The organism is Polaromonas sp., assembly GCF_049790275.1.
Taxonomy (GTDB): domain Bacteria; phylum Pseudomonadota; class Gammaproteobacteria; order Burkholderiales; family Burkholderiaceae_C; genus Polaromonas.
Genome location: NZ_JBAQYR010000065.1, coordinates 1 through 24,960, shown reverse-complemented (window position 1 = coordinate 24,960; position 24,960 = coordinate 1). Strand labels below are relative to the sequence as shown.

23 protein-coding genes are annotated in these 24,960 nt (G+C 62.0%); 13 read left to right on the top strand and 10 right to left on the bottom strand.

Annotated features, from left to right (window positions below):
- Nucleotides 1-2,676: an alpha-ketoglutarate dehydrogenase gene (gene mdeB, locus WA904_RS09440; protein ID WP_425196865.1), complete on the bottom strand. Its 2,676-nt coding sequence runs from the start codon at nucleotides 2,674-2,676 to the stop codon at nucleotides 1-3.
- A gap of 103 nt (nucleotides 2,677-2,779) precedes the next feature.
- Between mdeB and WA904_RS09435 the strand changes: the two genes are divergently transcribed.
- Nucleotides 2,780-3,247: an Lrp/AsnC family transcriptional regulator gene (locus tag WA904_RS09435; RefSeq protein ID WP_425196864.1), complete on the top strand. Its 468-nt coding sequence runs from the start codon at nucleotides 2,780-2,782 to the stop codon at nucleotides 3,245-3,247.
- A gap of 12 nt (nucleotides 3,248-3,259) precedes the next feature.
- On the opposite strand, the gene WA904_RS09430 is transcribed toward WA904_RS09435, so the two are convergent.
- On the bottom strand, nucleotides 3,260-5,092 hold the full coding sequence (locus WA904_RS09430) for a 7TMR-DISM family protein (RefSeq protein ID WP_425196863.1): 1,833 nt from the start codon (nucleotides 5,090-5,092) through the stop codon (nucleotides 3,260-3,262).
- On the opposite strand from WA904_RS09430, the gene WA904_RS09425 reads away from it, so the two are divergent.
- Nucleotides 5,076-5,393 (top strand): hypothetical protein, encoded by a 318-nt coding sequence (locus tag WA904_RS09425; protein WP_425196883.1) that lies wholly within the window; start codon nucleotides 5,076-5,078, stop codon nucleotides 5,391-5,393. The two genes, WA904_RS09430 and WA904_RS09425, sit on opposite strands and share 17 nt — an antisense overlap.
- Here WA904_RS09425 and WA904_RS09420 read toward each other — a convergent pair.
- Together WA904_RS09420 and WA904_RS09415 are read right to left on the bottom strand one after the other, a co-directional pair.
- Nucleotides 5,390-7,006, bottom strand: a complete 1,617-nt coding sequence (locus WA904_RS09420) for a peptide chain release factor 3 (RefSeq protein WP_425196862.1) — start codon at nucleotides 7,004-7,006, stop codon at nucleotides 5,390-5,392. The two genes, WA904_RS09425 and WA904_RS09420, sit on opposite strands and share 4 nt — an antisense overlap.
- Nucleotides 7,007-7,031: 25 nt before the next feature.
- A complete protein-coding gene (locus WA904_RS09415; protein WP_425196861.1) occupies nucleotides 7,032-7,283 on the bottom strand; it encodes a DUF1653 domain-containing protein in 252 nt (83 codons plus the stop codon).
- Between the two features lie 47 nt (nucleotides 7,284-7,330).
- Between WA904_RS09415 and WA904_RS09410 the strand changes: the two genes are divergently transcribed.
- A complete protein-coding gene (locus tag WA904_RS09410; protein WP_425196860.1) occupies nucleotides 7,331-8,593 on the top strand; it encodes an RsmB/NOP family class I SAM-dependent RNA methyltransferase in 1,263 nt (420 codons plus the stop codon).
- 189 nt (nucleotides 8,594-8,782) lie between these two features.
- Nucleotides 8,783-9,982: a DesA family fatty acid desaturase gene (locus tag WA904_RS09405; RefSeq protein ID WP_425196859.1), complete on the top strand. Its 1,200-nt coding sequence runs from the start codon at nucleotides 8,783-8,785 to the stop codon at nucleotides 9,980-9,982.
- Between the two features lie 304 nt (nucleotides 9,983-10,286).
- Here WA904_RS09405 and rpmG read toward each other — a convergent pair whose 3' ends face one another.
- The 3 genes from rpmG to trxB form a co-directional block, all read right to left on the bottom strand.
- Nucleotides 10,287-10,454, bottom strand: a complete 168-nt coding sequence (rpmG, locus tag WA904_RS09400) for a 50S ribosomal protein L33 (RefSeq protein WP_007863188.1) — start codon at nucleotides 10,452-10,454, stop codon at nucleotides 10,287-10,289.
- Nucleotides 10,455-10,465: 11 nt separating this feature from the next.
- A complete protein-coding gene (gene rpmB / locus WA904_RS09395; protein ID WP_425196858.1) occupies nucleotides 10,466-10,699 on the bottom strand; it encodes a 50S ribosomal protein L28 in 234 nt (77 codons plus the stop codon).
- A gap of 376 nt (nucleotides 10,700-11,075) precedes the next feature.
- Nucleotides 11,076-12,017 carry a thioredoxin-disulfide reductase gene (gene trxB, locus WA904_RS09390; RefSeq protein ID WP_425196857.1) on the bottom strand — a complete coding sequence of 314 codons (942 nt, stop codon included), beginning with the start codon at nucleotides 12,015-12,017 and terminating at the stop codon, nucleotides 11,076-11,078.
- A 207-nt stretch (nucleotides 12,018-12,224) separates the two neighbouring features.
- On the opposite strand from trxB, the gene WA904_RS09385 reads away from it, so the two are divergent.
- The 8 genes from WA904_RS09385 to WA904_RS09350 all read left to right on the top strand — a co-directional run bounded on the left by WA904_RS09385 (nucleotide 12,225) and on the right by WA904_RS09350 (nucleotide 21,323).
- On the top strand, nucleotides 12,225-12,902 hold the full coding sequence (locus tag WA904_RS09385; protein ID WP_425196856.1) for a Crp/Fnr family transcriptional regulator: 678 nt from the start codon (nucleotides 12,225-12,227) through the stop codon (nucleotides 12,900-12,902).
- A gap of 69 nt (nucleotides 12,903-12,971) precedes the next feature.
- A complete protein-coding gene (locus WA904_RS09380) occupies nucleotides 12,972-15,329 on the top strand; it encodes a DNA translocase FtsK (protein ID WP_425196855.1) in 2,358 nt (785 codons plus the stop codon).
- Nucleotides 15,330-15,529: 200 nt separating this feature from the next.
- Complete coding sequence (gene lolA / locus WA904_RS09375; protein WP_425196881.1) at nucleotides 15,530-16,147, top strand: outer membrane lipoprotein chaperone LolA; 618 nt, start codon at nucleotides 15,530-15,532, stop codon at nucleotides 16,145-16,147.
- A gap of 14 nt (nucleotides 16,148-16,161) precedes the next feature.
- Nucleotides 16,162-17,502 (top strand): replication-associated recombination protein A, encoded by a 1,341-nt coding sequence (locus tag WA904_RS09370; protein WP_425196854.1) that lies wholly within the window; start codon nucleotides 16,162-16,164, stop codon nucleotides 17,500-17,502.
- A 258-nt stretch (nucleotides 17,503-17,760) separates the two neighbouring features.
- On the top strand, nucleotides 17,761-18,690 hold the full coding sequence (locus WA904_RS09365) for a branched-chain amino acid ABC transporter permease (RefSeq protein ID WP_425196853.1): 930 nt from the start codon (nucleotides 17,761-17,763) through the stop codon (nucleotides 18,688-18,690).
- Nucleotides 18,691-18,703: 13 nt separating this feature from the next.
- Nucleotides 18,704-19,813, top strand: a complete 1,110-nt coding sequence (locus tag WA904_RS09360) for an ABC transporter permease subunit (protein WP_425196880.1) — start codon at nucleotides 18,704-18,706, stop codon at nucleotides 19,811-19,813.
- A gap of 11 nt (nucleotides 19,814-19,824) precedes the next feature.
- Nucleotides 19,825-20,592, top strand: a complete 768-nt coding sequence (locus WA904_RS09355) for an ABC transporter ATP-binding protein (RefSeq protein ID WP_425196852.1) — start codon at nucleotides 19,825-19,827, stop codon at nucleotides 20,590-20,592.
- 14 nt (nucleotides 20,593-20,606) lie between these two features.
- Nucleotides 20,607-21,323: an ABC transporter ATP-binding protein gene (locus WA904_RS09350; RefSeq protein WP_425196851.1), complete on the top strand. Its 717-nt coding sequence runs from the start codon at nucleotides 20,607-20,609 to the stop codon at nucleotides 21,321-21,323.
- 111 nt (nucleotides 21,324-21,434) lie between these two features.
- Here the strand turns inward: WA904_RS09350 and WA904_RS09345 are convergent, their stop codons facing one another.
- On the bottom strand, nucleotides 21,435-22,436 hold the full coding sequence (locus tag WA904_RS09345; RefSeq protein WP_425196850.1) for a hypothetical protein: 1,002 nt from the start codon (nucleotides 22,434-22,436) through the stop codon (nucleotides 21,435-21,437).
- A 4-nt stretch (nucleotides 22,437-22,440) separates the two neighbouring features.
- Complete coding sequence (locus WA904_RS09340; RefSeq protein WP_425196849.1) at nucleotides 22,441-23,517, bottom strand: hypothetical protein; 1,077 nt, start codon at nucleotides 23,515-23,517, stop codon at nucleotides 22,441-22,443.
- A 244-nt stretch (nucleotides 23,518-23,761) separates the two neighbouring features.
- Between WA904_RS09340 and WA904_RS09335 the strand changes: the two genes are divergently transcribed.
- Entirely contained in the window at nucleotides 23,762-24,667 is a 906-nt protein-coding gene (locus WA904_RS09335; protein WP_425196879.1) for a Bug family tripartite tricarboxylate transporter substrate binding protein, read from the top strand.
- Nucleotides 24,668-24,737: 70 nt separating this feature from the next.
- On the opposite strand, the gene WA904_RS09330 is transcribed toward WA904_RS09335, so the two are convergent.
- On the bottom strand, nucleotides 24,738-24,905 hold the full coding sequence (locus WA904_RS09330; protein ID WP_425196848.1) for a hypothetical protein: 168 nt from the start codon (nucleotides 24,903-24,905) through the stop codon (nucleotides 24,738-24,740).
- Nucleotides 24,906-24,960 lie beyond the last annotated feature (55 nt).

Sequence of the window (24,960 nt, the reverse complement as noted above, 5' to 3'; positions counted from 1 at the left end):
TTAAGCCTGTGCCAGCTGGTGCAGCGCTGCCGTCACGATGCTTTGCGCATCGACCCCGAAAAATCTTCGCAGTGCCGCGCGTGTGTCGCTGCGGCCGAAGCCGTCGGTGCCCAGGGTCAGGTAGCTGCGACCGGCTGGCAGGAAGGCGCGAATGCTCTCGGGCACGGCGCGCACATAGTCGGTGGCGGCGATGATGGGGCCCTGGCTGTCCTGCAGCTGCTGCGCGACAAAGGGTGCGTCCGCTGCTTCGCCGCGCAGCGCCTGCTGCTGACAAGCCGCGCCGTCGCGTGCAAGTTCGCTCCAGCTGGTCACGCTGTAAACCGTGGCTTCGATGCCTTGCTCCGCCAGCTGCTGCGCGGCCTTGATGACCTCAGTCAGAATCGCGCCGGAACCCAGAAGCGTGATTCTTTCAGATGTTTTAGGGCTATGGCCCTTATCTGGCGGGCGCGAATAGCTACCGAATTTATAGCAACCCTGAACGATGCCAGCTTCCGATCCCGGCCGCAGATCGGGCTGGGCATAGTTCTCATTCATCAGCGTGACGTAATAAAACACGTCCTGCTGCTCCACCATCATTTCCTGCATGCCGCGATCAAGGATGACGGCCAGCTCGCTGGCAAAGGCGGGGTCATACGCCTTGCAGTTGGGAATGGTCGCAGCCACCAGGTGGCTGGTGCCGTCCTGGTGCTGCAGGCCCTCGCCGCCCAGAGTGGTGCGGCCCGAGGTGGCGCCCAGCAGGAAGCCGCGGGCACGCTGGTCGGCCGCGGCCCAGATCTGGTCGCCCACGCGCTGGAAGCCGAACATGGAGTAGTAGATATAGAAGGGCAACATCGCCAGCCCATGCACGCTGTAGCTGGTGGCGGCGGCCGTCCAGCTGGCCAGTGCGCCGGCTTCGCTGATGCCTTCCTCCAGGATCTGCCCGTCGAGCGCCTCGCGGTAGCTCAGCACCGAGCCGATGTCTTCGGGCGCGTATTTCTGGCCCACGCTCGAGTAAATGCCGACCTGCTTGAACAGGTTGGCCATGCCGAAGGTGCGGGCCTCGTCCGCCACGATGGGTACGATGCGCGGGCCGAGCGCCGCGTCTTTCAGTAAACCGCCCAGCATGCGCACAAAGGCCATGGTGGTGCTCATCTCCTTGCCATCGGCGAGCAGCGCAAAGTTGGCGTAGGCCGGCAAGGCCGGTACCTCAATGACCTGTGCGGTGGTGTCGCGCCTGGGCAAATAACCACCGAGTGCGGCGCGCCTGGCGTGCAGGTACTGCATCTCGGGGCTGTCGGCAGCAGGTTTGTAAAACGCCAGTTGCCTGGCCTGTTCGTCACTGAGCGGCAGGTTGAAGCGGTTGCGGAATTCGAGCAGGTCGCTTTCGTCAAACTTCTTCTGCGAATGTGTGGTCATCTTGCCCTGGCCGGCGCTGCCCATGCCGTAGCCCTTTTTGGTGTGCGCCAGGATCACCGTGGGCTGCCCCTTGTGATTAGCCGCAGCCGCATACGCCGCGTGGATTTTCACGAGGTCGTGGCCGCCGCGCTTGAGCCGGTCGATCTGCTCGTCTGTCATGCCCTGCGCCAGCCGCGCAAGCTCCTCGTTCTGGCCGAAGAAGTTGTCGCGGTTGAAGCGGCCGTCCTTGGCTGCAAAGGTCTGCATCTGGCCGTCCACCGTGTGGGCAAAGGCCTGTGTCAGCGCACCGGTAATGTCGCGTGCGAAGAGACCGTCCCAATCGCTGCCCCAGACCAGTTTGATGACGTTCCAACCGGCCCCGGCAAACAGTTTTTCGAGCTCGTCGATGATGCGGCCGTTGCCACGCACCGGGCCGTCGAGCCGCTGCAGGTTGCAGTTGACGACCCAGACCAGGTTGTCCAGGCCTTCGCGCGCGGCCAGCGTCAGCGCGCTCATGGACTCGGGCTCGTCCATTTCGCCGTCGCCGAACACGCCCCACACTTTTCGTCCGGCGCAGTCGAGCAGGCGCCGGTGGGTGAGGTAACGCATGAAACGCGCGTGGTAGATCGAACTGATCGGGCCTATGCCCATGGAGCCGGTCGGGAACTGCCAGAAGTCCGGCATCAGGTAAGGGTGCGGATAGCTCGACAGGCCTTGCGCGCCCTGCTGCGCGGCAGAGAGCTCCTGCCGGTAAAAGCTTAAATCGTTTTCGCCGAGCCGGCCTTCGAGGTAAGCGCGGGCATACACGCCGGGCGCACTGTGCGGCTGGAAGAACACCAGGTCGCCGCGGTGTTGCCCCTCGCCCAGACCTTCACGCGCATGAAAGAAGTGGTTGAAGCCGGTTTCAAACAAATCGGCCGCACTGGCGTAACTGGCAATGTGGCCGCCGAGTTCGGCGGAGCCGCCCGACTCGGCCTGGTTGGCGCGTACCACCATGGCAAGTGCGTTCCAGCGCATCAGCGAGGCCAGGCGTTCTTCCAGCGCAAGGTCGCCCGGAAACACCGGCTGTTCGTTGACACCGATGGTGTTGACGTAAGCCGTGGCGAGTTCGGGTTTCCAGCCGATGTGCTGCTCGCGTGCGAGGCGTGCCAGTTCATCGAGCAGGTAACGCGCGCGGGCCGGGCCTTGTGTGGCCGCCAAAGCGACAAAGGCTTCACGCCATTCAGCGGTTTCCTGCGGATCGGGGTCGGCGGCGTTCATGTCAGTGGACAGCAGGGCATGGAGGGGGACGGAGGCATTCATGCCTGTCAATATAGGCCTCCGGGCTCAACATGAGCTGTTAAACCACGTCGCAAAAATTGGATTTGGCAGCATAAAATGCTTCAAATTTTGAAAATAAGACGTTATGAAGCTGGATGCAATCGATTTACGGATACTCGACGAATTGCAGCGCGATGGTTCCCTCTCCAATGTGGAGTTGGCCAAACGGGTGCATTTGAGCCCCTCGCCCTGCTTGGCCCGCGTCAAGGCGCTGGAAGCGGCGCGCGTGATTGACCGTTATGTGGCCATTGCCAGTGCGGCGGCCCTGGGCCTGGGCCTGAGCGTGTTCATTTCCATCAGCCTGCGCTCGCAGAACAAGGACTCGCTGGCCGAGTTCGAGCGGCGCATCGTCGAGCATGACGAAGTCATGGAGTGTTACCTGATGACGGGCGACAGCGACTACCTGATTCGCGTGGCCGTGGCCGATATCGCGGCGCTTGAAAAATTCATCCTCGAGCAGCTCACGCCGATTCCGGGCATTGAAAAAATCCGCTCAAGTTTTGCGCTCAAGCAGGTGCGCTACAAAACCGCGCTGCCTTTGCCCGCACCCTGAACACGGCGTTTTCTAGCGGACCGAGCGTACCGGCACCCTCCGCGGCCCCAGCTTGCTGCCATGCAGAGCCGGGTGCGAGGTTTCGATGGCATTGATTTTGGCCACCAGGTCTTCCCGGCGGATGCTGCCCTCTGCCGGCACGCTTGCCGGGTCGCCGGCTGAATCGATGAACTGGACGTAACGCTTCGGCCCTGAACTCATTCGCCGCAGGCGGGTCTGGAGGCTGTCGATGATTTGCTGTCCGGTCTGGGCCTCCGGCGTGCCATGCCAGATGGCGATGTGCAGGTTGAATGCATTCGGGTCATCGAGCTTGTCCGACAGGCGGATGCAGTCGGCCAGGACCTTGGTGGAAATCTCGGAAACGGCTTCGCGGTTGACCGGGCCTTCAATCAGCATCAGGAAGAGGTTTTCTTCGTAACGGACCACCGTGTCCATGTCGCGCGCGGCGCGGCGCAGGATTTCGCCAATGCGCGAAAGCGAGGTGCTGCGTTTCTGGTCACTCAATTCGTCGGGACTCGGCAACTGGTCCAGCCAGCTCAACATCACGATGCCACATTCGGCGCGCCTGCGCCGGGCCCGCAGCAGCATTTGCCCGAGCCGGCTGTCGATCACCCGCGGCAGCATCAGCCCACTGGCCGGGTCATAAGTTGCGAGGGCGGCACCGCGATGCGTGGAAAACAATGCCGCCCGGCTGCGCCATGCCAGCACAAAAAAGATCCACAACAGGCCGACCATGGCCGACAGCACGCCCGCTGCCTGCGCCGCTTCGATGTTCATTACCCAGCCGGCGTTGTAGGAAAGCCGCGCCAGCGCTGCCAGCGCGATGGGCGCGGTACCCAGCAGCAGCAACAGGTTCCACGCCTGCCCGCGCAAGGACATCCACACCAGGCTGCCGAGAATCGACACGGTGGCCAACGCCAGCCACAGGTTGCGCAGGTCGCGCGGGATGAAGTTCCGGTCAATTGCCATCAGGCCGGCCATGAGGAGGCTGCCTGCGGTGATGGCAACCAGCAGCCGGTAGACGAGTGGGTGGCCGCTTCGGGCGTAACTGGCGTGGGCGCAGAACCAGGCGCCCGTGGCCATGCTCAGCGCGGCCGAGACCCAGGCCATGACCTGGTTGAGGTGTGCACTGCCCGGCCAGATGCGCCAGCCGCCGTAACCGATCAACACCAGCTGCGTGAACATCAGCGTCACCACCACCGCGCCAAACCACAGAAACACGCGGTTGCGGGCCATCGCGAACGCGGCCAGGCTCAGCGCGGCCAGCACGCTGAACATGCCCCACATCAGACCGATCACCACGCCCACCCGGGACGCGCCGTCCACGTACTCGACCGGGGTCAGCAGCATGGGACGCCCTGTGACAGGCCGGCTGTTCTCGAAGCGCAGGTAGTAGGTCAGCGCGCGGTCGCTGCGGGTCTGCAGCTCAAAACTCGGCACACGCGTGCGCAATGCCCAGTTGGCCGGCGCCAGCGCTTCGCCGGCAGCCTGAACCTGCCAGCCGCCCTGTGGGTCGCGCGAATAAAGGCTTGCCTTGAAGATCACCTGGCCCGGTAGCCGGATGAACCAGGTTTGCAGGGTTTCAGTGGCCGGCAGCGAGAAGGTGACCCAGACGTCCTGCCGGTCTGAAGTGGGGAGGGCGGTTTGGTCGGTATAGGGCTGGAAGCCCCAAGGTTCGGCTGCCGCAAAAACGTCGGGGGAAGCCACCGAATCTTTGGGCACCACCACCCATTGCAGCGGCCGGGCCAACGCAGGCGTGACGCTGTCTCCGTACAGCCGGTCAAAGTCCTGCGCATGGCCCGTGTGCAGCACCAGACAGAGCAGCACCATGAAAAAACTGCGCAAGCTTGCCTTTCTGTACATCGGCATAGCTTATTGCAAAAGCGCCCGCTGTCTGGCCGCCAAGCTGCCTGCCATCAGGATGCCACAGGAATTCAACGCCGATGCCACGCACATCATCATGGGCAACGATAAGAAGCTGCCGGTTTCCAGCAGCCGCGAGCCCAACCAGGCCGACAACAACGAATTGATCTTGCTGGAATTTCCTGAAAGCCAACTGAGCGATTGCGATGCAAGCGCTATTGAATTAATAGCTGCTTGCGTCCGGCTGGTATGGGCTGGAGATCGAAAATGCTTCAAAACCTAAATCTTTGACTGGAAGACCAGTCCGGCGTGCTCGCGCAGCGCGTGGAACTTGATCTTGGGCCATTGCTGCTCTACCGCACGCAGGGTGGCGCTGTGGTCCACCAGCAGCGTGGGCGCATCCACTGCGTCGAGCGCCACGCGGTGCGAGTTGGCGTCCATGAATTTTTTCAGCTCGTTCGGGTCGTCGCAGGTCACCCAGCGCGCCAGGTTGAACTGGCTGCCCATGATGCGGGCCTTGACACCGTATTCATGCTCGAGCCGGTGGGCAACGACTTCAAACTGCAGCTGGCCGACCGCGCCCAGCAGCAGCAGGGAGCCGGCAATCGGACGGAACACCTGGATCGCGCCTTCCTCGCCGAGCTGCGTCAAGCCGGCACGCAGCTGCTTGCTGCGCAGCGGGTCGGCCACCTCGACGGCGCGGAACATCTCGGGTGCGAAGAAGGGCAGGCCGGTGAACTGCAAGGCCTCGCCTTCGGTCAGCGTGTCGCCTAGCTGCAGGATGCCGTGGTTGGGGATGCCGATGATGTCGCCGGCAAAGGCGGTGTCCAGCAGCTCGCGGCGCTGGCTCATGAAACTCACCACCGTGTTGGGCCGCAGTTCCTTGCCGCTGCGCACGACCTTCAGGCGCATGCCTCGTGTGAATTCGCCGCTGGCAACGCGCAAAAACGCGATGCGGTCGCGGTGGGCCGGGTCCATGTTGGCCTGGATCTTGAAGACCACGCCGGAGAACTTCTTTTCTTCGGGGCGCACCACGCGCTGGATGGCTTCGCGCGCGGCGGGCGCGGGCGCCAGATCCACCAGCGCGTCCAGCACTTCCTGCACGCCGAAGTTGTTGATGGCCGAGCCAAAAAACATCGGGGTCTGTTTGCCGCTCAGGAATTCTTCACGGTTGAATTCGGGCGAGGCGCCTTCCAGCAGCGCCAGCTCGTCCTGCGCCTGGGTGAACTCGGCGCCAAAACGATGGGCCGCTTCCGCGTTGTCCAGGCCCGCCAGGATTTCATCGTCGCCCCCGGCCTTGTCTTCGCCGGGGCTGAAGACGCGCATGCGTTTTTCGCGCCTGTCATAGACGCCGTGAAACAGCTTGCCCATGCCGACAGGCCAGGTGAAGGGCACGACCGTCATGCCGAGCTCCTGCTCGATCTCATCCATCACGCTCATCGGGTCCTGCACCTCGCGGTCCATCTTGTTGACGAAGGTCAGGATGGGCGTGTTGCGGGCGCGGCAGACCTGCAGCAGGCGGCGCGTCTGCGGCTCGACGCCGTTGGCTGCGTCAATCACCATCAGCGCGGCATCGACGGCGGTCAGCACGCGGTAGGTGTCTTCCGAGAAGTCCTGGTGGCCCGGGGTGTCGAGCAGGTTGATCACGCAGTCGCGGTATTCCATCTGCATCACTGAAGAAGCCACCGAGATGCCGCGCTGCTTTTCGATCTCCATCCAGTCGGAGGTGGCGTGGCGTGCGGCCTTGCGCGCCTTGACACTGCCCGCGATCTGGATCGCGCCAGAGAACAGCAGCAGCTTTTCGGTCAGCGTGGTTTTACCCGCGTCAGGGTGGGAAATGATGGCAAACGTGCGGCGGCGCTTGACCTGTTTTTCGATTTCGGTGGGTTCGGACATAACCCGCCATTATCGGTGAGGCAGCTCAGCGCTGTCCCTGGTGCTGCCTGGCAAAGCGCGGCTGGCGCACGCCGTCCACCACCACCTCTTCAGCAAACATGGCCGCCGGCCGCACCCACAGGCCTTTTTCGCCATACAGGGCGCGGTACAGCGTCATGGGCTCCAGGGTTTCGCTGTGTCGTACCGTGCCCACCACCTCGTACATCAGGCCCTTGTAGTGGCGGTACGGGCCGGGTGGCGTTTCGATCAGGGGTGGAAGGTCGTCGGACATGGTCATCCAGGGTGAAAAGGTACGCTGCGAGCCGGCGGTGGGACAATGAGGCCATGCATCCTAACGCCTTACTCGACAGTTGTTCCGAGCTTCTCAAGCAGGTCCTCAAATTTGAACATCCCGCCGACATGGTGGTGTCCCGCCATTTCCGTGAGCAGCGGCTGGGGCCGCGTGAGCGCGCCACGGTCGCCGAGACGATTTACAGCGTCCTGCGCAAGAAAAATCTCTATACCTATCTGGCCCAGCACGGCAGCGGCCCGCCGGAGCGGCGTCTGGCCATTCTTGGCTTTGCGGCAGAGCGGGATTTCCTGCTGGGTGCCCTGACGGCGCCTGAAAAAGACTGGCTGGCCCGTTGCGACCAGGTCCAGCCCTCGGACCTGATGGAGTTGCACCGTCACAACCTGCCTGCCTGGCTGGTCGAGCCGCTCAAGGCGCAGCTCGGTGACGATTTCTGGCCGCTGGTGGACAGCCTCAATGCGCCGGCGGGCCTTGATTTGCGCGTCAATACCTTGAAGGATAAGAGGGCTGATATCCAGAAGGAGCTTGCGAAAGCAGCTATCAAAACAGTAGCTACACCGTATTCTCCCTGGGGTTTGCGGCTGGCCGGCAAGCCGGCGCTCAACAAGCTTGACGCCTTCACACGCGGTGCGATAGAGGTGCAGGACGAGGGGTCGCAACTGCTGGCCTTGCTGGTCGACGCCAAGCGCGGCGAGATGGTGGTCGATTTTTGCGCCGGTGCCGGCGGCAAAACACTGGCCCTGGGTGCGAGCATGCGCAACACCGGGCGGCTTTATGCTTTCGATACCTCGGGCCACCGGCTCGATGCGCTGAAGCCGCGGCTGGCGCGTAGCGGCCTTTCCAATGTCCACCCGGTTGCGATTGCGCACGAGCGCGACGACCGCATCAAGCGCCTGGCCGGCAAGATCGACCGGGTGCTGGTTGATGCGCCCTGTTCGGGCCTAGGGACACTGCGGCGCAATCCCGACCTCAAATGGCGGCACAACCCCAAGGCCATTGAGGAACTGACCGCCAAGCAGACCGCCATTTTGCAGAGCGCCGCGCGGCTGCTCAAGCCGGGCGGCCGGCTGGTGTATGCCACCTGCAGCATCCTGCGCGACGAAAACGAAGCGATTGCCGAAGCTTTCAGCGCTGCCAATAAAGATTTCACGCCTCTTGAAACCAGCGCGCTTCTGACTCATTTAGGGGTAGACGGGGCCGGCAAGCTCTGCAGTGGCCCCTACCTGCGCTTATGGCCCTACCTGCACGGCACGGACGGCTTTTTTGCTGCCGTCTGGCAGAAAGCTGATGTCGTTTAAGGGACAAAAGCGTCTGATGCCTGCTTTTGGCGGTCAAACGGTGGTTTCGAGAACTTGTGCCGGATAGGCCGGCTTTCGGGATTCTCCCGGTTGGTTATTCCGGTCGTCGCCCTTACAATGGAAAGCTTGTCCGGCACAGAGGTTTTTGTTTCGATGCAGGGCACTTTCCGGATTGTTTAAAGGATTCACATGGTCTTGTTTGATGCCGCCCTCGACTGGCTGGCCAATGGTTTGCTAGCCGCCAGCTGGTGGCAAATTGTGCTGTATACGCTGGTGACGACCCACATCACCATCGCCAGCGTGACGATCTACCTGCACCGCCACCAGGCGCATCGGGCCATGGACCTGCACGCCATTCCTTCCCATTTTTTCCGTTTCTGGCTTTGGCTGGGAACGGGGCAGGTGACCAAGGAGTGGGTTTCCATCCACCGCAAGCACCACGCCAAATGTGAAACGGCCGAAGACCCGCACAGCCCGCAAGCCTATGGCATCAAGAAGGTGTTCTGGGAAGGTGCCGAGCTGTACCGCGCAGAGAGCAAGAACAAGGAAACCATGGTCAAGTATGGCCACGGCACGCCGAACGACTGGCTGGAGCGTAATGTCTACACCCGCTACAGCTGGCAGGGCGTGGGCCTGATGATGGTCCTCAACCTGGCCTTGTTCGGCGCAGCTGGTCTGGCGGTCTGGGCTGTCCAGATGATCTGGATCCCCGTGACGGCAGCTGGCATCATCAATGGCATTGGCCACTACTGGGGTTATCGCAACTTCGAGGCACCGGATGCCAGCACCAACGTATCGCCTTGGGGCATCCTCATCGGCGGCGAAGAATTGCACAACAACCATCACACCTACCCGACGTCGGCCAAGTTTTCCGTCAAACCCTACGAGTTCGACATCGGCTGGATCTACATCCGCGCGATGGAGAAGGTCGGTCTGGCGACCGTCAAGAAGGTGCCGCCCAAGCTGCAGCTGGGCAGCATCCAGCCGGTGGCTGACGAGAAGACACTCGAAGCCCTGATTGCCCACCGCTACGAGGTGATGGCCGGCTTTGCACGTGAACTGCGCCGTGCCGGCAAGGCTGAAATCGAAGCTTTGAAAGCCCGCAAGGCCGACATCTCGGTGCTGAAGGCTGCCAACCGCTGGCTGCATCGCGACGACGACAAGGTGCCGGCCACGGCCAAGCCACAGATTGCGCAGGCCCGCGCCGAGCATCCGGTGCTCGACAAGATGGTCACCATGCGCGAAGAGCTGCGCCAGATGTGGCTGTCAACGTCGGCATCCCGTGAACAGCTGGCGACCGACCTCCAGGCCTGGTGCCGCCGTGCTGAGGAAAGCGGCATTGCTGCTCTGCAGGAGTTTTCGATGAGGCTGCGCGCCGCGCGCGCCTGAAGTTTTACCCCACGGCCAGCCTCCGGCCGGAGCCGGTTCAAGCCGCACCAGTGTTATCGCTGCTGCGGCTTTTTCATGGAAGCATGCGTGGGTAGGTAGTCGCCCTGGGCATGCGGTGTCGCATGGGCAATGCGGTGCCATCCATGGTTTTTGTGTGTCTTCTCCCCTGATTCACTAGGCTGTGCTGCAGAAGATACGGACCGCACGCACCGGGCCGCCGGTTCCTCGCAGGCATAAAAAAACCCGCTGGAGATCAGCGGGTTTTTGAGGGGGCGAAGCCTGAGCGTCGCCGAACCAGTCTGAATTACTTCAGCTTGATTTCCTTGTATTCCACATGCTTGCGTGCCTTGGGATCAAATTTCATGATCAGCATCTTGTCAGGTGTGGTTTTTTTGTTCTTGGTGGTCGTGTAGAAATGACCGGTGCCAGCTGTCGATTCCAGCTTGATTTTTTCGCGTGCGCCTTTTGCCATGATGATTCTCCTTAGATTTCACCGCGGGCACGGAGGTCCACCAGGACCGCATCAATGCCGAGCTTGTCGACCAGACGCAAACCGGCGCTGGTCACGCGCAGGCGGACCCCGCGGTTCACAGACTCGACCCAGAAACGGCGGTATTGCAGATTAGGCAAAAACCGGCGTTTGGTTTTGTTGTTTGCGTGAGAAACATTGTTTCCCACCATCGGGCCTTTGCCCGTAACCTGACAGACGCGTGCCATGAGCACTCTCCGTATAAAAAAGAAAAAAGGGATGCTGGTACCCGTCGGATACTCAGCCAAGCCTGCGATTATAGCCTGAAAACCAGCCGCCCTCAAGTTTCACGTTCCCAGCGGCGAGAAGCGAGGCTTGGGTTTTCCGCTAGCCAGCGAGAAATACCAGCCAGGGCCGCGGATCCGGCTTCGCCGGTCCGCAGGCGCAGCGCACCCTCGGGGCGGGGGGGCATCCTTCGACAAGCTCAGGACGATCGGTTAAGAAGTGAGCGTCCGCGAAGGCTCTCCAACCCAGCAGGGGCCGCGGATCCGGCTTCGCCGGTCCGCAGGCGCAGCGGCCCCCTCGGGGGGCAGGGAGCTACACGAAGTGAGCGACCGTGGGGGCCTAACTCTGCTCCAGAAAGCGCTGCGCGTCGAGCGCCGCCATGCATCCGGTGCCGGCACTGGTGATGGCCTGGCGGTAAACATGGTCCTGCACGTCACCGGCGGCAAACACGCCGGGCACACTGGTCATGGTGGCAAAACCCTGCAAACCTGTCCGCGTGATGATGTAGCCATCCTTCATCTCCAGCTGGCCGGAAAAGATGTCAGTGTTGGGTTGATGGCCGATGGCGATAAAACAGCCCTGCAGCGCAATGTCCTGCGTGGCGCCGGATTCAGTGCTTTTGAGCCGCACGCCGTTGACGCCGGCGGCATTGCCCAGCACTTCGTCAAGGGTCTGGTGCAGTTTCAATTCGATTTTGCCGGCCGCCACTTTTTCGTGGAGCTTGTCGATGAGAATGGCTTCCGCCTTGAACTTGTCACGGCGATGGACCAGGTAGACCTTGCTGGCGATGTTGGACAGATAAAGGGCTTCTTCCACGGCGGTGTTGCCGCCGCCGACCACACATACCTCCTGATTTCGGTAGAAAAAGCCGTCGCAGGTCGCGCAGCCAGACACGCCGCGTCCCATGAAGGCTGTTTCGGAATCGAGACCCAGGTACTTGGCCGACGCGCCGGTGGCAATGATCAGCGCGTCACAGGTGTAGCTGCCGCTGTCGCCGGTCAGCGTGAAGGGGCGCTGGCTGAAATCGACCTTGTTGATGTGGTCGAAGATGATCTCCGTCTTGAAGCGTTCGGCATGCTCAAGAAAGCGCTGCATCAGCGCCGGGCCCTGAACGCCGAGTGGGTCGGCGGGCCAGTTGTCTACGTCGGTCGTGGTCATCAGTTGCCCACCCTGCGCGATGCCTGTGATCAGCACCGGATTGAGGTTGGCACGCGCCGCGTAGACGGCTGCCGTGTAGCCTGCGGGACCGGAACCGAGGATGAGAACTTTAGAATGTCGCATGGTGAAAATCTGTATGGAAAAGCATGAGAACTCAGTTAGAGTCGGGGCTGACTTGGGGCTTTAACACCCCTGGTGGACGGAAATAGTTGGCACAACACACGCTATTGTAAGAACTCGTGCCGGAAGGCCGCCGGACTGGGGAACGTGCTTCCCGGGATCAGGCGGGCTTTTGGGTCCGGTCAGTGGCGCGGTCTGGAGAAGTTTGGTATGTCTACGATGGTGTCTAACCTTGAACTGATTCGTCGGGTGCCCTTGTTCTCGATGTTGACGACCAGCCAGGCTGAATCAGTGGCCCAGGCCGTGCTCAAGCGCCGTTACAAACGAGGGGAAGCCATTGTCGAACAGGGCAAGAAGTCCAACGCCCTGGCCATCATCCTGACTGGCCGGGCGCGCGTGGTGACCACCGATGCCCGCGGCAGGGAGGTGATTCTTGCCACCATGCATCCGGGTGACTATGTTGGCGAAATGAGCCTGATCGACAACGAGCCGCATTCAGCCACCGTGCGCACCGAGGTGCAGACGGATGTATTGGTGGTGGGCCGGCCGGAGTTCGCCCGCTGCCTGCCCGAAAACAGCTCCATGGCCTATGCGGTCATGAAAGGACTGGTGCAGCGCCTGCGCCAGGCAGACCGCAAGATTGAATCGCTGGCGCTGATGGACGTGTACGGCCGAGTTGCCAGGGCCTTGCTGGAGTCGGCCCTGCCTGACCGTGAGGGCAACACCGTGATCCGCGAAAAGGTGTCGCGCCAGGATCTTGCCAAAATGGTCGGGGCCTCGCGGGAGATGGTCAGCCGGGTCATGAAAGACCTCGAGGAACGCGGCTTCATCGAGACGCGGGCCGATGGCTCGATGTGGGTCAAGGACCGCCTCAATTCCCTGGGTTGAGGGTCTCTTCCCGGTCACCTTTTCCGTCATGAAGGCCTGATCATCTGAGGTAAGCTCAGCAGTCGCCCTATGACTTATTCACTCGATACCTTGAACTCCAGAACATCTGCCGCGGCCGGTTCCGCGGGCGGCGTGAAACGCTTTGCGCATGAAGTCAGCCTGATCCTGGGCCTGCTTGCGCTGGTCTTCTGGCTTGGTGCTCTGCTCAGCTATTCACCGCAGGATGCGGCCTGGTCCACCACGGGCAGCCGCGAGGCGGCCAGCGCACTGAAGGCCGGCGAAGCAATCACCCGCAACTGGGGCGGGCGCCTGGGTGCCCACCTGGCCGATGCCAGCTATTTCCTGCTCGGGTTTTCCGTGTGGTGGGCGCTGGCCGTGGGCGTTCGCGCCTGGCTGGGCTCGCTGGCGCGCGGCCTGCGGGGCCAGCCAGCGTCCGCCACGATGGCGGGCCGTGTCAGGTTCTGGTCTTGCCTGGCGCTGCTGCTGCTGGCCAGCACGGCCCTTGAATGGTCGCGCCTGTACCGCTTTGAAGTCAGCTTGCCTGGCCATGCCGGCGGCATCCTGGGCTACCTGGCGGGACCTGCCAGCGTGAAGTGGCTGGGGTTTACCGGTTCCGGCCTGGTCTGGATAGCACTGGGCGTGATTGCCGTCTCTGTGGTGTTTGCGTTTTCCTGGGCTCATACCGCGCAACGCATAGGTGCCTGGATCGACGAGCTGATCGAGTCGCGCCGTGAAAAACGCGAGATCGCCGAAGACCTCGCGGTGGGACGCGCCGCGGCCCGCGAGCGCGAGGAAATCCTGCACGAAGAACGCATCGAGATCGAGGAGCATCATCCGGTCCCGGTGCTAATCGAACCGACGCTGGTCGAAATTCCGAAAAGCGAACGTGTTGCCAAGGAACGCCAGAAGCCGCTGTTCAGCGAAATGCCGGACTCCAAGCTGCCGCAGGTGGACCTGCTCGATGGCGCATTGACGCGCCAGGAGACCGTGGCGCCCGAGACGCTGGAGATGACCTCGCGCCTCATCGAGAAGAAGCTCAAGGACTTCGGCGTCGAAGTGCGTGTGGTGGCAGCAGCGCCTGGCCCGGTCATCACGCGTTATGAGATCGAACCCGCCACCGGTGTCAAGGGTGCACAGATCGTCAACCTCGCCAAGGATCTGGCGCGCGCACTCAGCCTGGTGTCGATCCGCGTGATTGAAACCATTCCCGGCAAGAACTACATGGCGCTGGAGCTGCCGAACGCCAAGCGCCAGTCCATCAAGCTCAGTGAAATCCTCGGCTCGCAGATCTACAACGAGGCCAAGTCCATGCTGACCATCGGCCTGGGCAAGGACATCAGCGGCGCGCCCGTGGTGGCCGACCTCGCGAAAATGCCGCACTGCCTGGTGGCCGGCACCACCGGCTCCGGCAAGTCGGTGGGCATCAATGCCATGATTTTGAGCCTGCTCTACAAGGCCGATGCGCGCGATGTGCGCCTGCTGCTCATTGACCCGAAGATGCTGGAGATGAGCGTCTACGAAGGCATTCCGCACCTGCTGGCACCTGTGGTCACCGACATGCGGCAGGCTGCGCACGGCCTGAACTGGTGTGTGGCCGAGATGGAAAAGCGCTACAAACTCATGAGCAAGATGGGTGTGCGCAACCTGGCCGGCTACAACGTCAAGATCGACGAAGCCAAGGCGCGCGGCGAGTTCATCTACAACCCCTTCAGCCTGACGCCCGAGCAACCCGAGCCGCTGGAACGCCTGCCTTACATCGTGGTGGTGATCGACGAACTGGCCGACCTGATGATGGTGGTCGGCAAGAAAATCGAGGAACTGATTGCGCGGCTGGCGCAAAAGGCGCGCGCCGCAGGCATCCACCTGGTACTGGCCACCCAGCGGCCCAGCGTGGACGTGATCACCGGCCTGATCAAGGCCAACATCCCGACGCGCCTGTCCTTCCAGGTCAGCAGCAAGATCGACAGCCGCACCATCCTCGACCAGATGGGCGCCGAAGCGCTGCTGGGCATGGGCGACATGCTTTACATGCCCAGCGGCACGGGTTTCCCGATACGCGTGCACGGCGCGTTTGTCAGCGACGATGAAGTACACCGCGTGGTCGCTTACCTGAAGCAGCAGGGCGAACCAAACTACATCGACGGCGTGCTGGAGGGCGGCACGGTGGATGGCGACGGTGATCTGCTTGGCGACGGCAATGGCGGCGCGGGTGGCGGTGAAGGAGAAAAAGACCCGATGTACGACCAGGCGGTCGAGATCGTCCTGAAAAATCGCAAGGCTTCCATCTCGCTGGTGCAGCGGCATCTGAAGATAGGCTATAACCGGGCCGCACGCCTCCTTGAGGAAATGGAGAAGTCGGGGATGGTCAGCGCCATGTCGGGCAGCGGGCAGCGTGAAATTCTGGTGCCTGCACGCGCAGAAGGATGACAGCCTGGGCATTTACCTGGGCGATACATTGTTCGGGCAACCAACGCCCGCAGTCTGAGTCCTACCAGCACTGTCTATCCAACGGGGCTTGCCCCAGAACTGCCATGACCCATTTTTCTTTTCTGCCTACTGCACCCGCCCGCCGTTTTTTCGCTCCTGCATGCCGCGGCGCGCTGGCCGGTCTTTTCGCTCTTATTTCCATGGCTGCCGGTGCCCAGGTGGCCACGGTCAGTGGCCTGGAAAGCCTGGAGGCTTTTGTCAAAAACACCAAAAGTGGTCGCGCCGTTTTCACCCAGGTTGTGACCAGCCCGGCACGCGACGGCCAGACCCCCAAAACCAAAACTTCCAATGGAAGTTTTGAGTTCCTGCGGCCCAACCGTTTCAGGTTTGTCTACAAAAAACCGTTCGAGCAAAGCATTGTGTCGGACGGCCAGACCCTGTGGCTGCACGATGTGGACCTGAACCAGGTCACCGCGCGCAAGTTGACGCAGGTCCTCAATGGCACGCCGGCTGCCGTGATTGCCGCCGCGGCAGACATCAAGGCCCTGCAGGCCGATTTCACCCTGGTGCCGCAGCCCGACAGGGACGGCCTCGAATGGGTGCAGGCCACGCCGAAAACCAAAGATGGGCAGGTGCAGAACATCACCGTTGGTTTCAGGAGCACCGGCAAGGGCAGCGAACTGGCCGTGCTGGAAATCCTCGACAGCTTCGGTCAGCGCTCGGTGATGACCTTCACCCAGTTTGAAATCAATCCAGCACTCACCGCCGCCGGCTTCCAGTTCAAGACGCCGGCCGGTGCAGACGTGATCCGCCAATAACAAGAAGGGCAAACATGGCCGCTTCCGCCGAGACCCCGTTCGGGCAGGACGCCGATGCCCGGGCGCTGGCTCCTTTGGCCGAGCGTTTGCGCCCCAGAAATCTCGGCGAGGTGATTGGCCAGCAGCACCTGCTCGGCGAAGACATGCCGCTGCGCATTGCCTTTGAATCGGGCCAGCCGCATAGTTGCATCCTCTGGGGCCCGCCTGGTGTCGGAAAAACCACGCTGGCGCGCCTGATGGCGAGCAGCTTCGACGCGCACTTCATCACCATTTCGGCTGTGCTGGGCGGTGTCAAAGACATCCGTGAGGCCGTTGAACAGGCAACGATCTGGCAGGGCCAAAGCGGCAAGCGCACCATAGTGTTTGTCGACGAGGTGCACCGTTTCAACAAGAGCCAGCAGGATGCCTTTTTGCCGCATGTGGAAAGCGGACTCTTCACCTTTATTGGCGCCACCACCGAAAACCCGTCGTTCGAGGTCAACTCGGCCTTGCTCTCGCGCGCAGCGGTTTATGTGCTGCAACCGCTGAACGAAGAAGATCTCAAGCAAATAGTGGCCAAAGCCCTTGCAGAGCGGGTGCTACCAGCTATTAAATCAATAGCGGATGATGCGGTGGACCAGCTTGTGGCCTATGCTGACGGTGATGCAAGGCGCCTGCTCAATACGCTGGAATCGCTGGAGGTTGCAGCCCGCCGCGAGACCAAAGGCGGTAGCCTGGACGTCACGTCCGCTTGGCTGCTCAAAGTGCTCGGCGAGCGCATGCGCCGCTACGACAAGGGCGGCGAGCAGTTCTACGACACCATCTCCGCACTGCACAAATCGGTGCGCGGCTCCGACCCGGACGCTGCGCTGTACTGGCTGGTGCGCATGCTCGACGGCGGCGCCGAGCCGAAGTACATGGCCCGGCGGCTCATACGCATGGCCAGTGAAGACATCGGCCTGGCCGATCCGCGTGCCCTGCGGCTGGCGCTGGACGCCGCCGAGGTCTACGAGCGCCTGGGTTCTCCCGAGGGCGAACTGGCGCTGGCCGAATGTGTGGTCTACCTGGCCGTGGCGCCCAAGTCCAACGCGGTCTACAAGGCCTTCAACGAGGCCAGGGCGCTGGTCAAGAAGGACGGGACGCGCCCGGTACCGCTGCATCTGCGCAATGCGCCTACCCAGCTCATGAAAGAGCTGGACTACGGCAAGAACTACCGCTATGCGCACGACGAGGAGGACGGCTTTGCCGCCGGTGAGACCTATTTCCCCGATGGCATGGCCGCGCCCGAGTTCTACCGTCCCGTCAACCGGGGTCTGGAAATCAGGATTTCGGATAAGTTGAACGAGCTGAAATCCAGGAACAAGCAGAAGAACTAATGGAAAGCAAAACCTCCTGATATAGCCTGATCCAGCCGGAAAAATGCAGTTGCTCAAGGGTTAACCCGGCGAAAAGCAGCATGCTGGCTCGATTCTCGCTAGAGATGCCTCGCTACAATTTGCGAATTAGCTCGCCACCCAATCCAGTATCCCTGGTATTGATAGGCGGGCTTTTTGTTAACTCGCCAGATCCCGTGGTGATCCCAGGGGCTCGCAGCGCAAGCGGAGTTGGCAATTTCAATCAAACGGAGAGTGAGTATGGAAACTTTGCTTCAGCAGATCATCAATGGGCTGGTGCTGGGCAGCATGTACGCCCTGGTCGCCCTGGGCTACACCATGGTGTACGGCATCATCGGCCTGATCAATTTCGCCCACGGCGAGGTCCTGATGGTGGGAGCGATCACCAGCTGGACCATCATCGTCTGGATGCAGGAAGCGATGCCGGGAACCCCGGGTTGGGTCATTTTGCTGATTTCGCTGCTGATCGCCTTTGTGGTTTGCGGTGCGCTTAATTTCGCGATTGAAAAAGTCGCCTATCGGCCGCTACGCAATTCGCCCAAGCTGGCCCCCCTGATCACCGCCATCGGCATGTCCATCCTGCTGCAGACCCTGGCCATGATCATCTGGAAGCCCAACTACAAGCCTTACCCGACCCTGCTGCCCTCCGAGCCGTTGCAGTTCGGCGGCGCGGTGATCACCGTCACGCAGATTTTCATCCTCGGCGCCACGGCGGTTTCGCTGGCCATCCTGATGTACCTCGTCAATTACACCAAGCTGGGCCGCGCCATGCGGGCCACCGCCGAAAACCCCCGTGTGGCCGGCCTGATGGGCGTCAAGCCCGACACCGTCATTTCCGCCACCTTCATCATTGGGGCTGTGCTGGCGGCACTGGCCGGCGTGATGTACGCGTCCAACTACGGCACGGTGCAGCACACCATGGGCTTCCTGCCCGGCCTGAAAGCCTTTACCGCCGCAGTGTTTGGCGGCATCGGTAACCTCGGCGGCGCGGTCCTCGGCGGCATTTTGCTGGGGCTGATCGAAGCGATTGGCGCCGGCTACATCGGCCCGCTGACCGGCGGGGTGCTGGGCAGCCAGTACTCCGACATCTTTGCCTTCATGGTGCTGATTTTTGTGTTGACGCTGCGGCCCTCGGGGCTGCTCGGCGAGCGCTTGGCCGATCGAGCCTAGGAGAACAAGCATGATGAAGAAAAACAGACTCGTCACCTTCCTGGTGTTTGCAGTGGCACTGCTGGTGCTGCCCCTGCTGCTGCAACAGGGCGGCAACGCCTGGGTCCGCATTGTCGACATGGCCTTGCTGTATGTGCTGCTGGCACTCGGCCTGAATATTGTGGTTGGCTACGCCGGCCTGCTCGACCTCGGTTATGTCGCGTTCTTTGCGGTCGGCGCCTATTTGTTCGCCCTGCTCGGGTCGCCCCATCTGGCCGACGCCTTTCCCGCCGTGGCTGCGGCTTTCCCGAACGGCCTGCATTTGCCGATCTGGGCCGTCATCCCGATGGCGGCCTTGCTGGCCGCCTGCTTCGGCGTCCTGCTCGGCGTGCCGGTGCTGAAACTTCGCGGTGACTACCTGGCCATCGTGACGCTGGGCTTTGGTGAAATCATCCGCGTGTTCCTGAACAACCTGGACAGGCCCATCAACCTGACCAACGGGCCCAAGGGCATCAACCAGATCGACTCGATGAAGTTTTTCGGTTTCGACCTGGGCAAGACGCATGAATTCCTCGGCTTCGAGGTGAACTCGGTGTCGATGTACTACTACCTCTTCCTGGTCCTGGTAATCGTGTCCGTGATCATTTGCTACCGGCTGGAGAACTCGCGCATCGGCCGCGCCTGGATGGCGATCCGCGAGGACGAGATTGCAGCCAAGGCCATGGGCATCAACACCCGCAACATGAAGCTGCTGGCCTTCGGCATGGGCGCGACCTTCGGCGGCGTGTCCGGTTCCATGTTTGCCGCTTTCCAGGGCTTTGTGTCGCCCGAGTCCTTCAGCCTGATGGAGTCGGTGATGATTGTGGCCATGGTCGTGCTGGGCGGCATCGGGCACCTGCCCGGTGTCATCCTGGGTGCCTTGCTGCTGGCTGCCTTGCCCGAGGTGCTCCGCCATGTGGCGGGGCCGCTGCAGGCCATGACCGGCGGACGCCTGGACTCCGCCATCCTGCGCCAGCTGCTGATCGCGCTGGCCATGATCGCCATCATGCTGTCGCGGCCGCGCGGCCTCTGGCCTGCGCGCGAGCACGGCAAGTCGCTGAACAAGCCCGTCGGTCCGGACCCCATCCAGTCCATCAACCCTTAAGGAGAATGGATATGAGCGAAACCATTCTTAAAGTCTCAGGCGTGTCCAAGCGTTTTGGCGGCCTGCAAGCCCTCAGCGATGTCGGCATCCATATCGAGCGCGGCCAGGTCTACGGACTGATAGGCCCCAACGGCGCCGGAAAAACCACCTTCTTCAATGTGCTGACCGGGCTGTACACGCCCGACAGCGGCACCTTCGAGCTGGCCGGCAAGCCCTACAAGCCTGCGGCAGTCCACGAAGTGGCCAAGGCCGGCATTGCACGCACCTTCCAGAACATCCGCCTGTTCGCCGACATGACGGCGCTGGAAAACGTCATGGTGGGGCGCCACATGCGCACCAAGTCGGGGCTGATTGGCGCGGTGTTCCGTACGCCGGGTTTCAAGGCCGAAGAAGCGGCGATTGCCAAACGTGCCCAGGAACTGCTCGACTATGTGGGTATCGGCAAATATGCCGACTTCAAGGCGCGCACGTTGAGCTATGGTGACCAGCGCCGGCTGGAAATTGCCCGCGCGCTGGCCACCGATCCGCAATTGATCGCGCTGGACGAACCCGCGGCCGGCATGAACGCCACCGAAAAAGTGCAACTGCGCGAGCTGATCGACCGGATCCGCAAGGACAACCGCACGATTTTGCTGATCGAACACGACGTCAAGCTCGTGATGGGCCTGTGCGACCGTGTCACCGTTCTCGACTATGGCAAGCAGATTGCCGAAGGCGCGCCTGCTGAAGTGCAGAAAAACGAAAAAGTGATCACCGCCTATCTGGGCACGGGTCATTGAAGGAAACCACGAACATGGCAAATACACTTCTCAAGGTGACCGGTCTCAAGGTGGCCTATGGCGGCATTCAGGCGGTCAAGGGGGTTGACTTTGAAGTCAACGAGGGCGAACTGGTCACGCTGATCGGCTCCAACGGCGCCGGCAAGACCACCACCATGAAAGCCATCACCGGCACGCTGCCGCTGCTCGATGGCGATATCGAATACATGGGCAAAAGCATCAAGGGCAAGGGTTCGTGGGACCTGGTCAAGGACGGCCTGGCCATGGTGCCCGAGGGCCGCGGCGTGTTCACCCGCATGACCATCACCGAGAACCTGCAGATGGGCGCCTACATCCGCAGCGACAAGGTCGAGATAGCCGCTGACATGGAAAAGATGTTTGTGCTGTTTCCGCGCTTGCGCGAACGCAAGGACCAACTCGCTGGCACCATGTCCGGCGGTGAGCAGCAGATGCTGGCCATGGGCCGCGCGCTGATGAGCCGCCCCAAGGTGCTGCTGCTCGACGAACCCTCCATGGGCCTGTCGCCCATCATGGTCGACAAGATCTTTGAAGTCGTGAAGGACGTGTCCGCCAACGGCGTGACCGTGCTGCTGGTCGAGCAGAACGCCAGCCGCTCGCTGGGCATTGCCGACCGCGGCTACGTGATGGAGTCGGGGCTCGTCACCATGAATGGCCAGGCCAAAGAGCTGCTCAATGACCCGCGGGTCCGGGCAGCTTATCTGGGTGAGTGATTTTCCAGGTATTTTTGGCCTCTGGCCCTTTGGAAATAAGCGCAAGCAGCTATTGAATCAATAGCACATTCCCGTTCATCCGATACCATCCGGATCGGGCCTGCTTCGCCTTTACTTTCCGGCCGCGTTCGACTTTTCAATCCCGGTCGCCACCGCCTTCGCCAGGCTGTTCGACAAGGCGCTGTCACCGCTCACCTTGCCCAGCGCCGCACCGGTGACCAGTTGGATGAGACGGGTTGACGGGTCGGTATTGGCCGATGTACCGGCCGAACCTTCCGGTGCGGTGGCGCTTTTCATCAGGCCGCTGACCAGGTCCATCGCGAAACGGTTGCCTGAACTGCCGCCACCACCGCCGCCGGAAGAACCCGCCATGGTCAGGGCCACCTGGCCCAGAATCGCAAAGGCCGTGCGCCAGGCTTTTTCGCTTTCCTGCTGCTTGAAATCGCCAACGGCAATCTGCAGGTCGCGCTGGTATTGCTGCTGCAGCAAGGCCATGTAGTCGGGCCGCGCCGGCATGAACATCACCACGCCGCCGCCCACCACGGCGCTGTTGCTGACAAACAGGCCGGTTTCCTTGCTGTTGTCTTCCAGGTCCACTTTGTCACCGTAAAAGATGATGTGGCCCATGGTGATGCGGCCCGCTTCCGTGCCCTTGGCCGGCATGTAGTCGAAGCGGCCGCGGAATTCGATGCCGTTGCCCAGGGCATACACACCCTCGTAGGGAACCGCCAGCCGCGCCCGCATGAAGGCATGGTCCATGCGGCCGAAGGAGCCGGTGAACACCGGCACGATGTTCATCGCGCCAAAACCGCGTATCTGGCTGCCGCGATCCATCAGGCCGTCTGCGCCGTAGAACTGCTCGTATTGTTTCCCCTTGGTCAGCGGATGGCTGACCAGGTAACGCTGGCCGGGAATGGTCTTGCTGCCTTGCCAGACGCCTTCGAGCATCTGGTTCTGGTACATGTCGTGCACCGTTCCCTGCCCGTTGCGGCAGTCGCCCTGCACACAGCGGTAGAAGTCGGCATTGGAGATGTCCAGCGCATGGGCGGCCGGCGCCAGCGCAGCCACCAGGGCGGACAGCGCCAGGGCGCGGCGTGAAGAGGAGGCCCGCATGCCCTCAGTCCTTCGGGCAGGTCTGGGCTTTGGTCAGCACGCCCTCGATGAAACAGGTGCGGGTCTCAATCATTTCCACGCCGCCCACCGTCACCAGCCGCGCGGTCTCCATGCCGGGCACCTGGTCGAGCCGCATGCCGGACGCCTTCAGGTAGTTTTCCTGGGTCTGTACCTGCTCGCCGTGCGGCTTGCCGCTTTTCATCGACGTCTGGCTGGTCATGAACATCTTGTCGTTCTTGTACATGACCATGCGCTGGAGCGGTGTGTTCATGCCCGAGGTGAAATGGCTGTCGAGTTGCTGCTGGAAACTGGTATTCACGCCGAACAGGCCCGCGCTGATCTTGGGCGCCATGCTGACCGTGAACAGGGCCATTCTTCCGACTCCGAAGTTCATGTAGTTCAACGTGACCTGCGGCTCAGGCGCATCCGGAATTTTTGTTTTGGCCATGGTCTGGGTCATCTGCGCATCGTCGTACAGGGTTTCGTTGCGCATGGCCAGCTGGGTGACGTGGTAGCGGTCTCCGTCCTGGACCTTGCCGTCCTTGAAGGTCAGGAAATAGCGGCTGGCCTGCTGCGTCCCCATCTTCATGGTCATCTTCACCTTCCTGGTGCCGAGGTCCATGTTGTTGACGTTTTCCATCAAGGTGTCGAACTGCACCAGGAAGTCGGTGTCGCCCTCGAGCTTGCCGTCCTTGCAGGCCGCCTTGAGCGGCGTGATGCGGATGTTGCTGTACTGCATGGGCTTGGCGGCGGTGTCCGGGTCCATGCCCATGTCGCGCAGCTGTTTGCGCGACATCAGCCGGATCTTCTCGGCCTCCTCGGGAATCGCCATGAACAGCCCGAGCGGGGTGTACAGGTCACGCTGCGGTACTTCACAAGGCATGGCCATGGGTGCGGCCGGGGGCTTGAAAAAGTTGGTGTCGGCCTTAACGCGGGCGTAGTCGGCCTGGAAACGCTTGACCAGCGCCTGCGCCTCGGGCTCGGCCGGGTTCGGAAGGTCGAGCGCGAGTGCGGAACCTGTGCCCAGACAGGCAAGTGCCAGCAGGCAGACACGCGAGGCGCGGGAGGAAAAACGGGGCATGGCGACTCCAAGGGGTAGGTGCCGGCCATGTTAGCCAGCGCTGCGCATTCGGGGCATCCCGCGTTTGTGGGAGGCCGGGTGCGCCGCCGTGTCGGCCCTAGGGAATGCCACGGTGACCCGGGTTCCCGGTTTTGCCACAATCAGGGCCATGAAAACCTCCTCTCTCTCCCCTGTCTCCTCTTTCGCGTTCTGTGCCCTGGCGGCGGCCGCCATCGCCGTGCTGACCCTGTCTTCCCCCCTCGCCATGGCCCAGCCCAAGGTCATGCGCATCATCGTGCCGTACGCACCGGGTGGCCCGATCGACGTCACCGCGCGCCTGATGGCCGAACGTGTCAAGGACTCGCTGGGTACCGTCATCATTGAAAACCGCCCCGGCGGCGGCGGCAACATCGGCGCCGATGTGGTGGCCAAGGCCGCGCCCGACGGGCTGACCATCGGTATCGCTGCCGTGGCCACCCACGCCATCAACCCGTGGCTGTACAGCAAGATGCCCTACAACGCCGCAACCGACTTTGCGCCCATCACGCAGATGCTGCGCGTTCCCAATGTGCTGGTGATGAACGCCGACACGGCCCGGCGCCTGAACATCAACAGCCTGGCCGACCTGATTCGTTATGCCAAGGCCAACCCGGCCAAGCTCAACTACGCCAGCGGCGGCAACGGCAGTGCAGGCCACCTGGCCGGGGAAATGTTCAAGAAGGAAGCCGGCATTTTCGCGCTTCACATTCCCTACAACGGCGGCAACCCTGCGCAGCTGGCGCTGCTCAGTGGCCAGGCTGACTTCAACTTCGACAACCTCGCCACCGCCTCCGCCAACATCAAGGCCGGCAAGCTCAAGGCGCTGGCCGTGACCACTGAAAAGCGCAGTGCCGCATTGCCTGATGTGCCGGCGGTGGCCGAGACACTCAAGGGGTTTTCCATTGACACCTGGTGGGGCCTGGTGGCACCGGCCGGCACGCCGAAAGACGTGGTCGCCAGACTCAACCAGGCTTTTGTCGCCGCCCTGAATTCACCCGAAGCCAAAACCCGCTTTGCTGCGTTGCTGGCCGAGCCGGTGGCGAGTTCGCCGGAACAGTTTGGCGCTTTCATGAAAAGCGAGCTGGCCAAGTATGAGAAGGTGGTGAAGGCTTCCGGGGCCCGGGTGGATTGATTTTTCGGAGTCTTTTGAGGCCGTGGTCCTTGTGTGACGGGCGCAAGAAGCGCCTGAATTAATAGCATTTCTATGCACCGTTCGGGCTGAGCTTGTCGAAGCCTTGGCAAGCTTGCGCTTCAGCGGATGTTCCAACAAGCCGGGGGTTGCCCGGCGGCAACTTACTTTTCTTTTGCGTCGCTGTATAGACCGGACACATGGTGGACAGGTGTGCGGAGACATGGTTGACGGTTTTCATTAGAAGTTATCCGGCTGCCTGAGGTCAATGGTCAGGCAGCGATGATGAGCAAAGA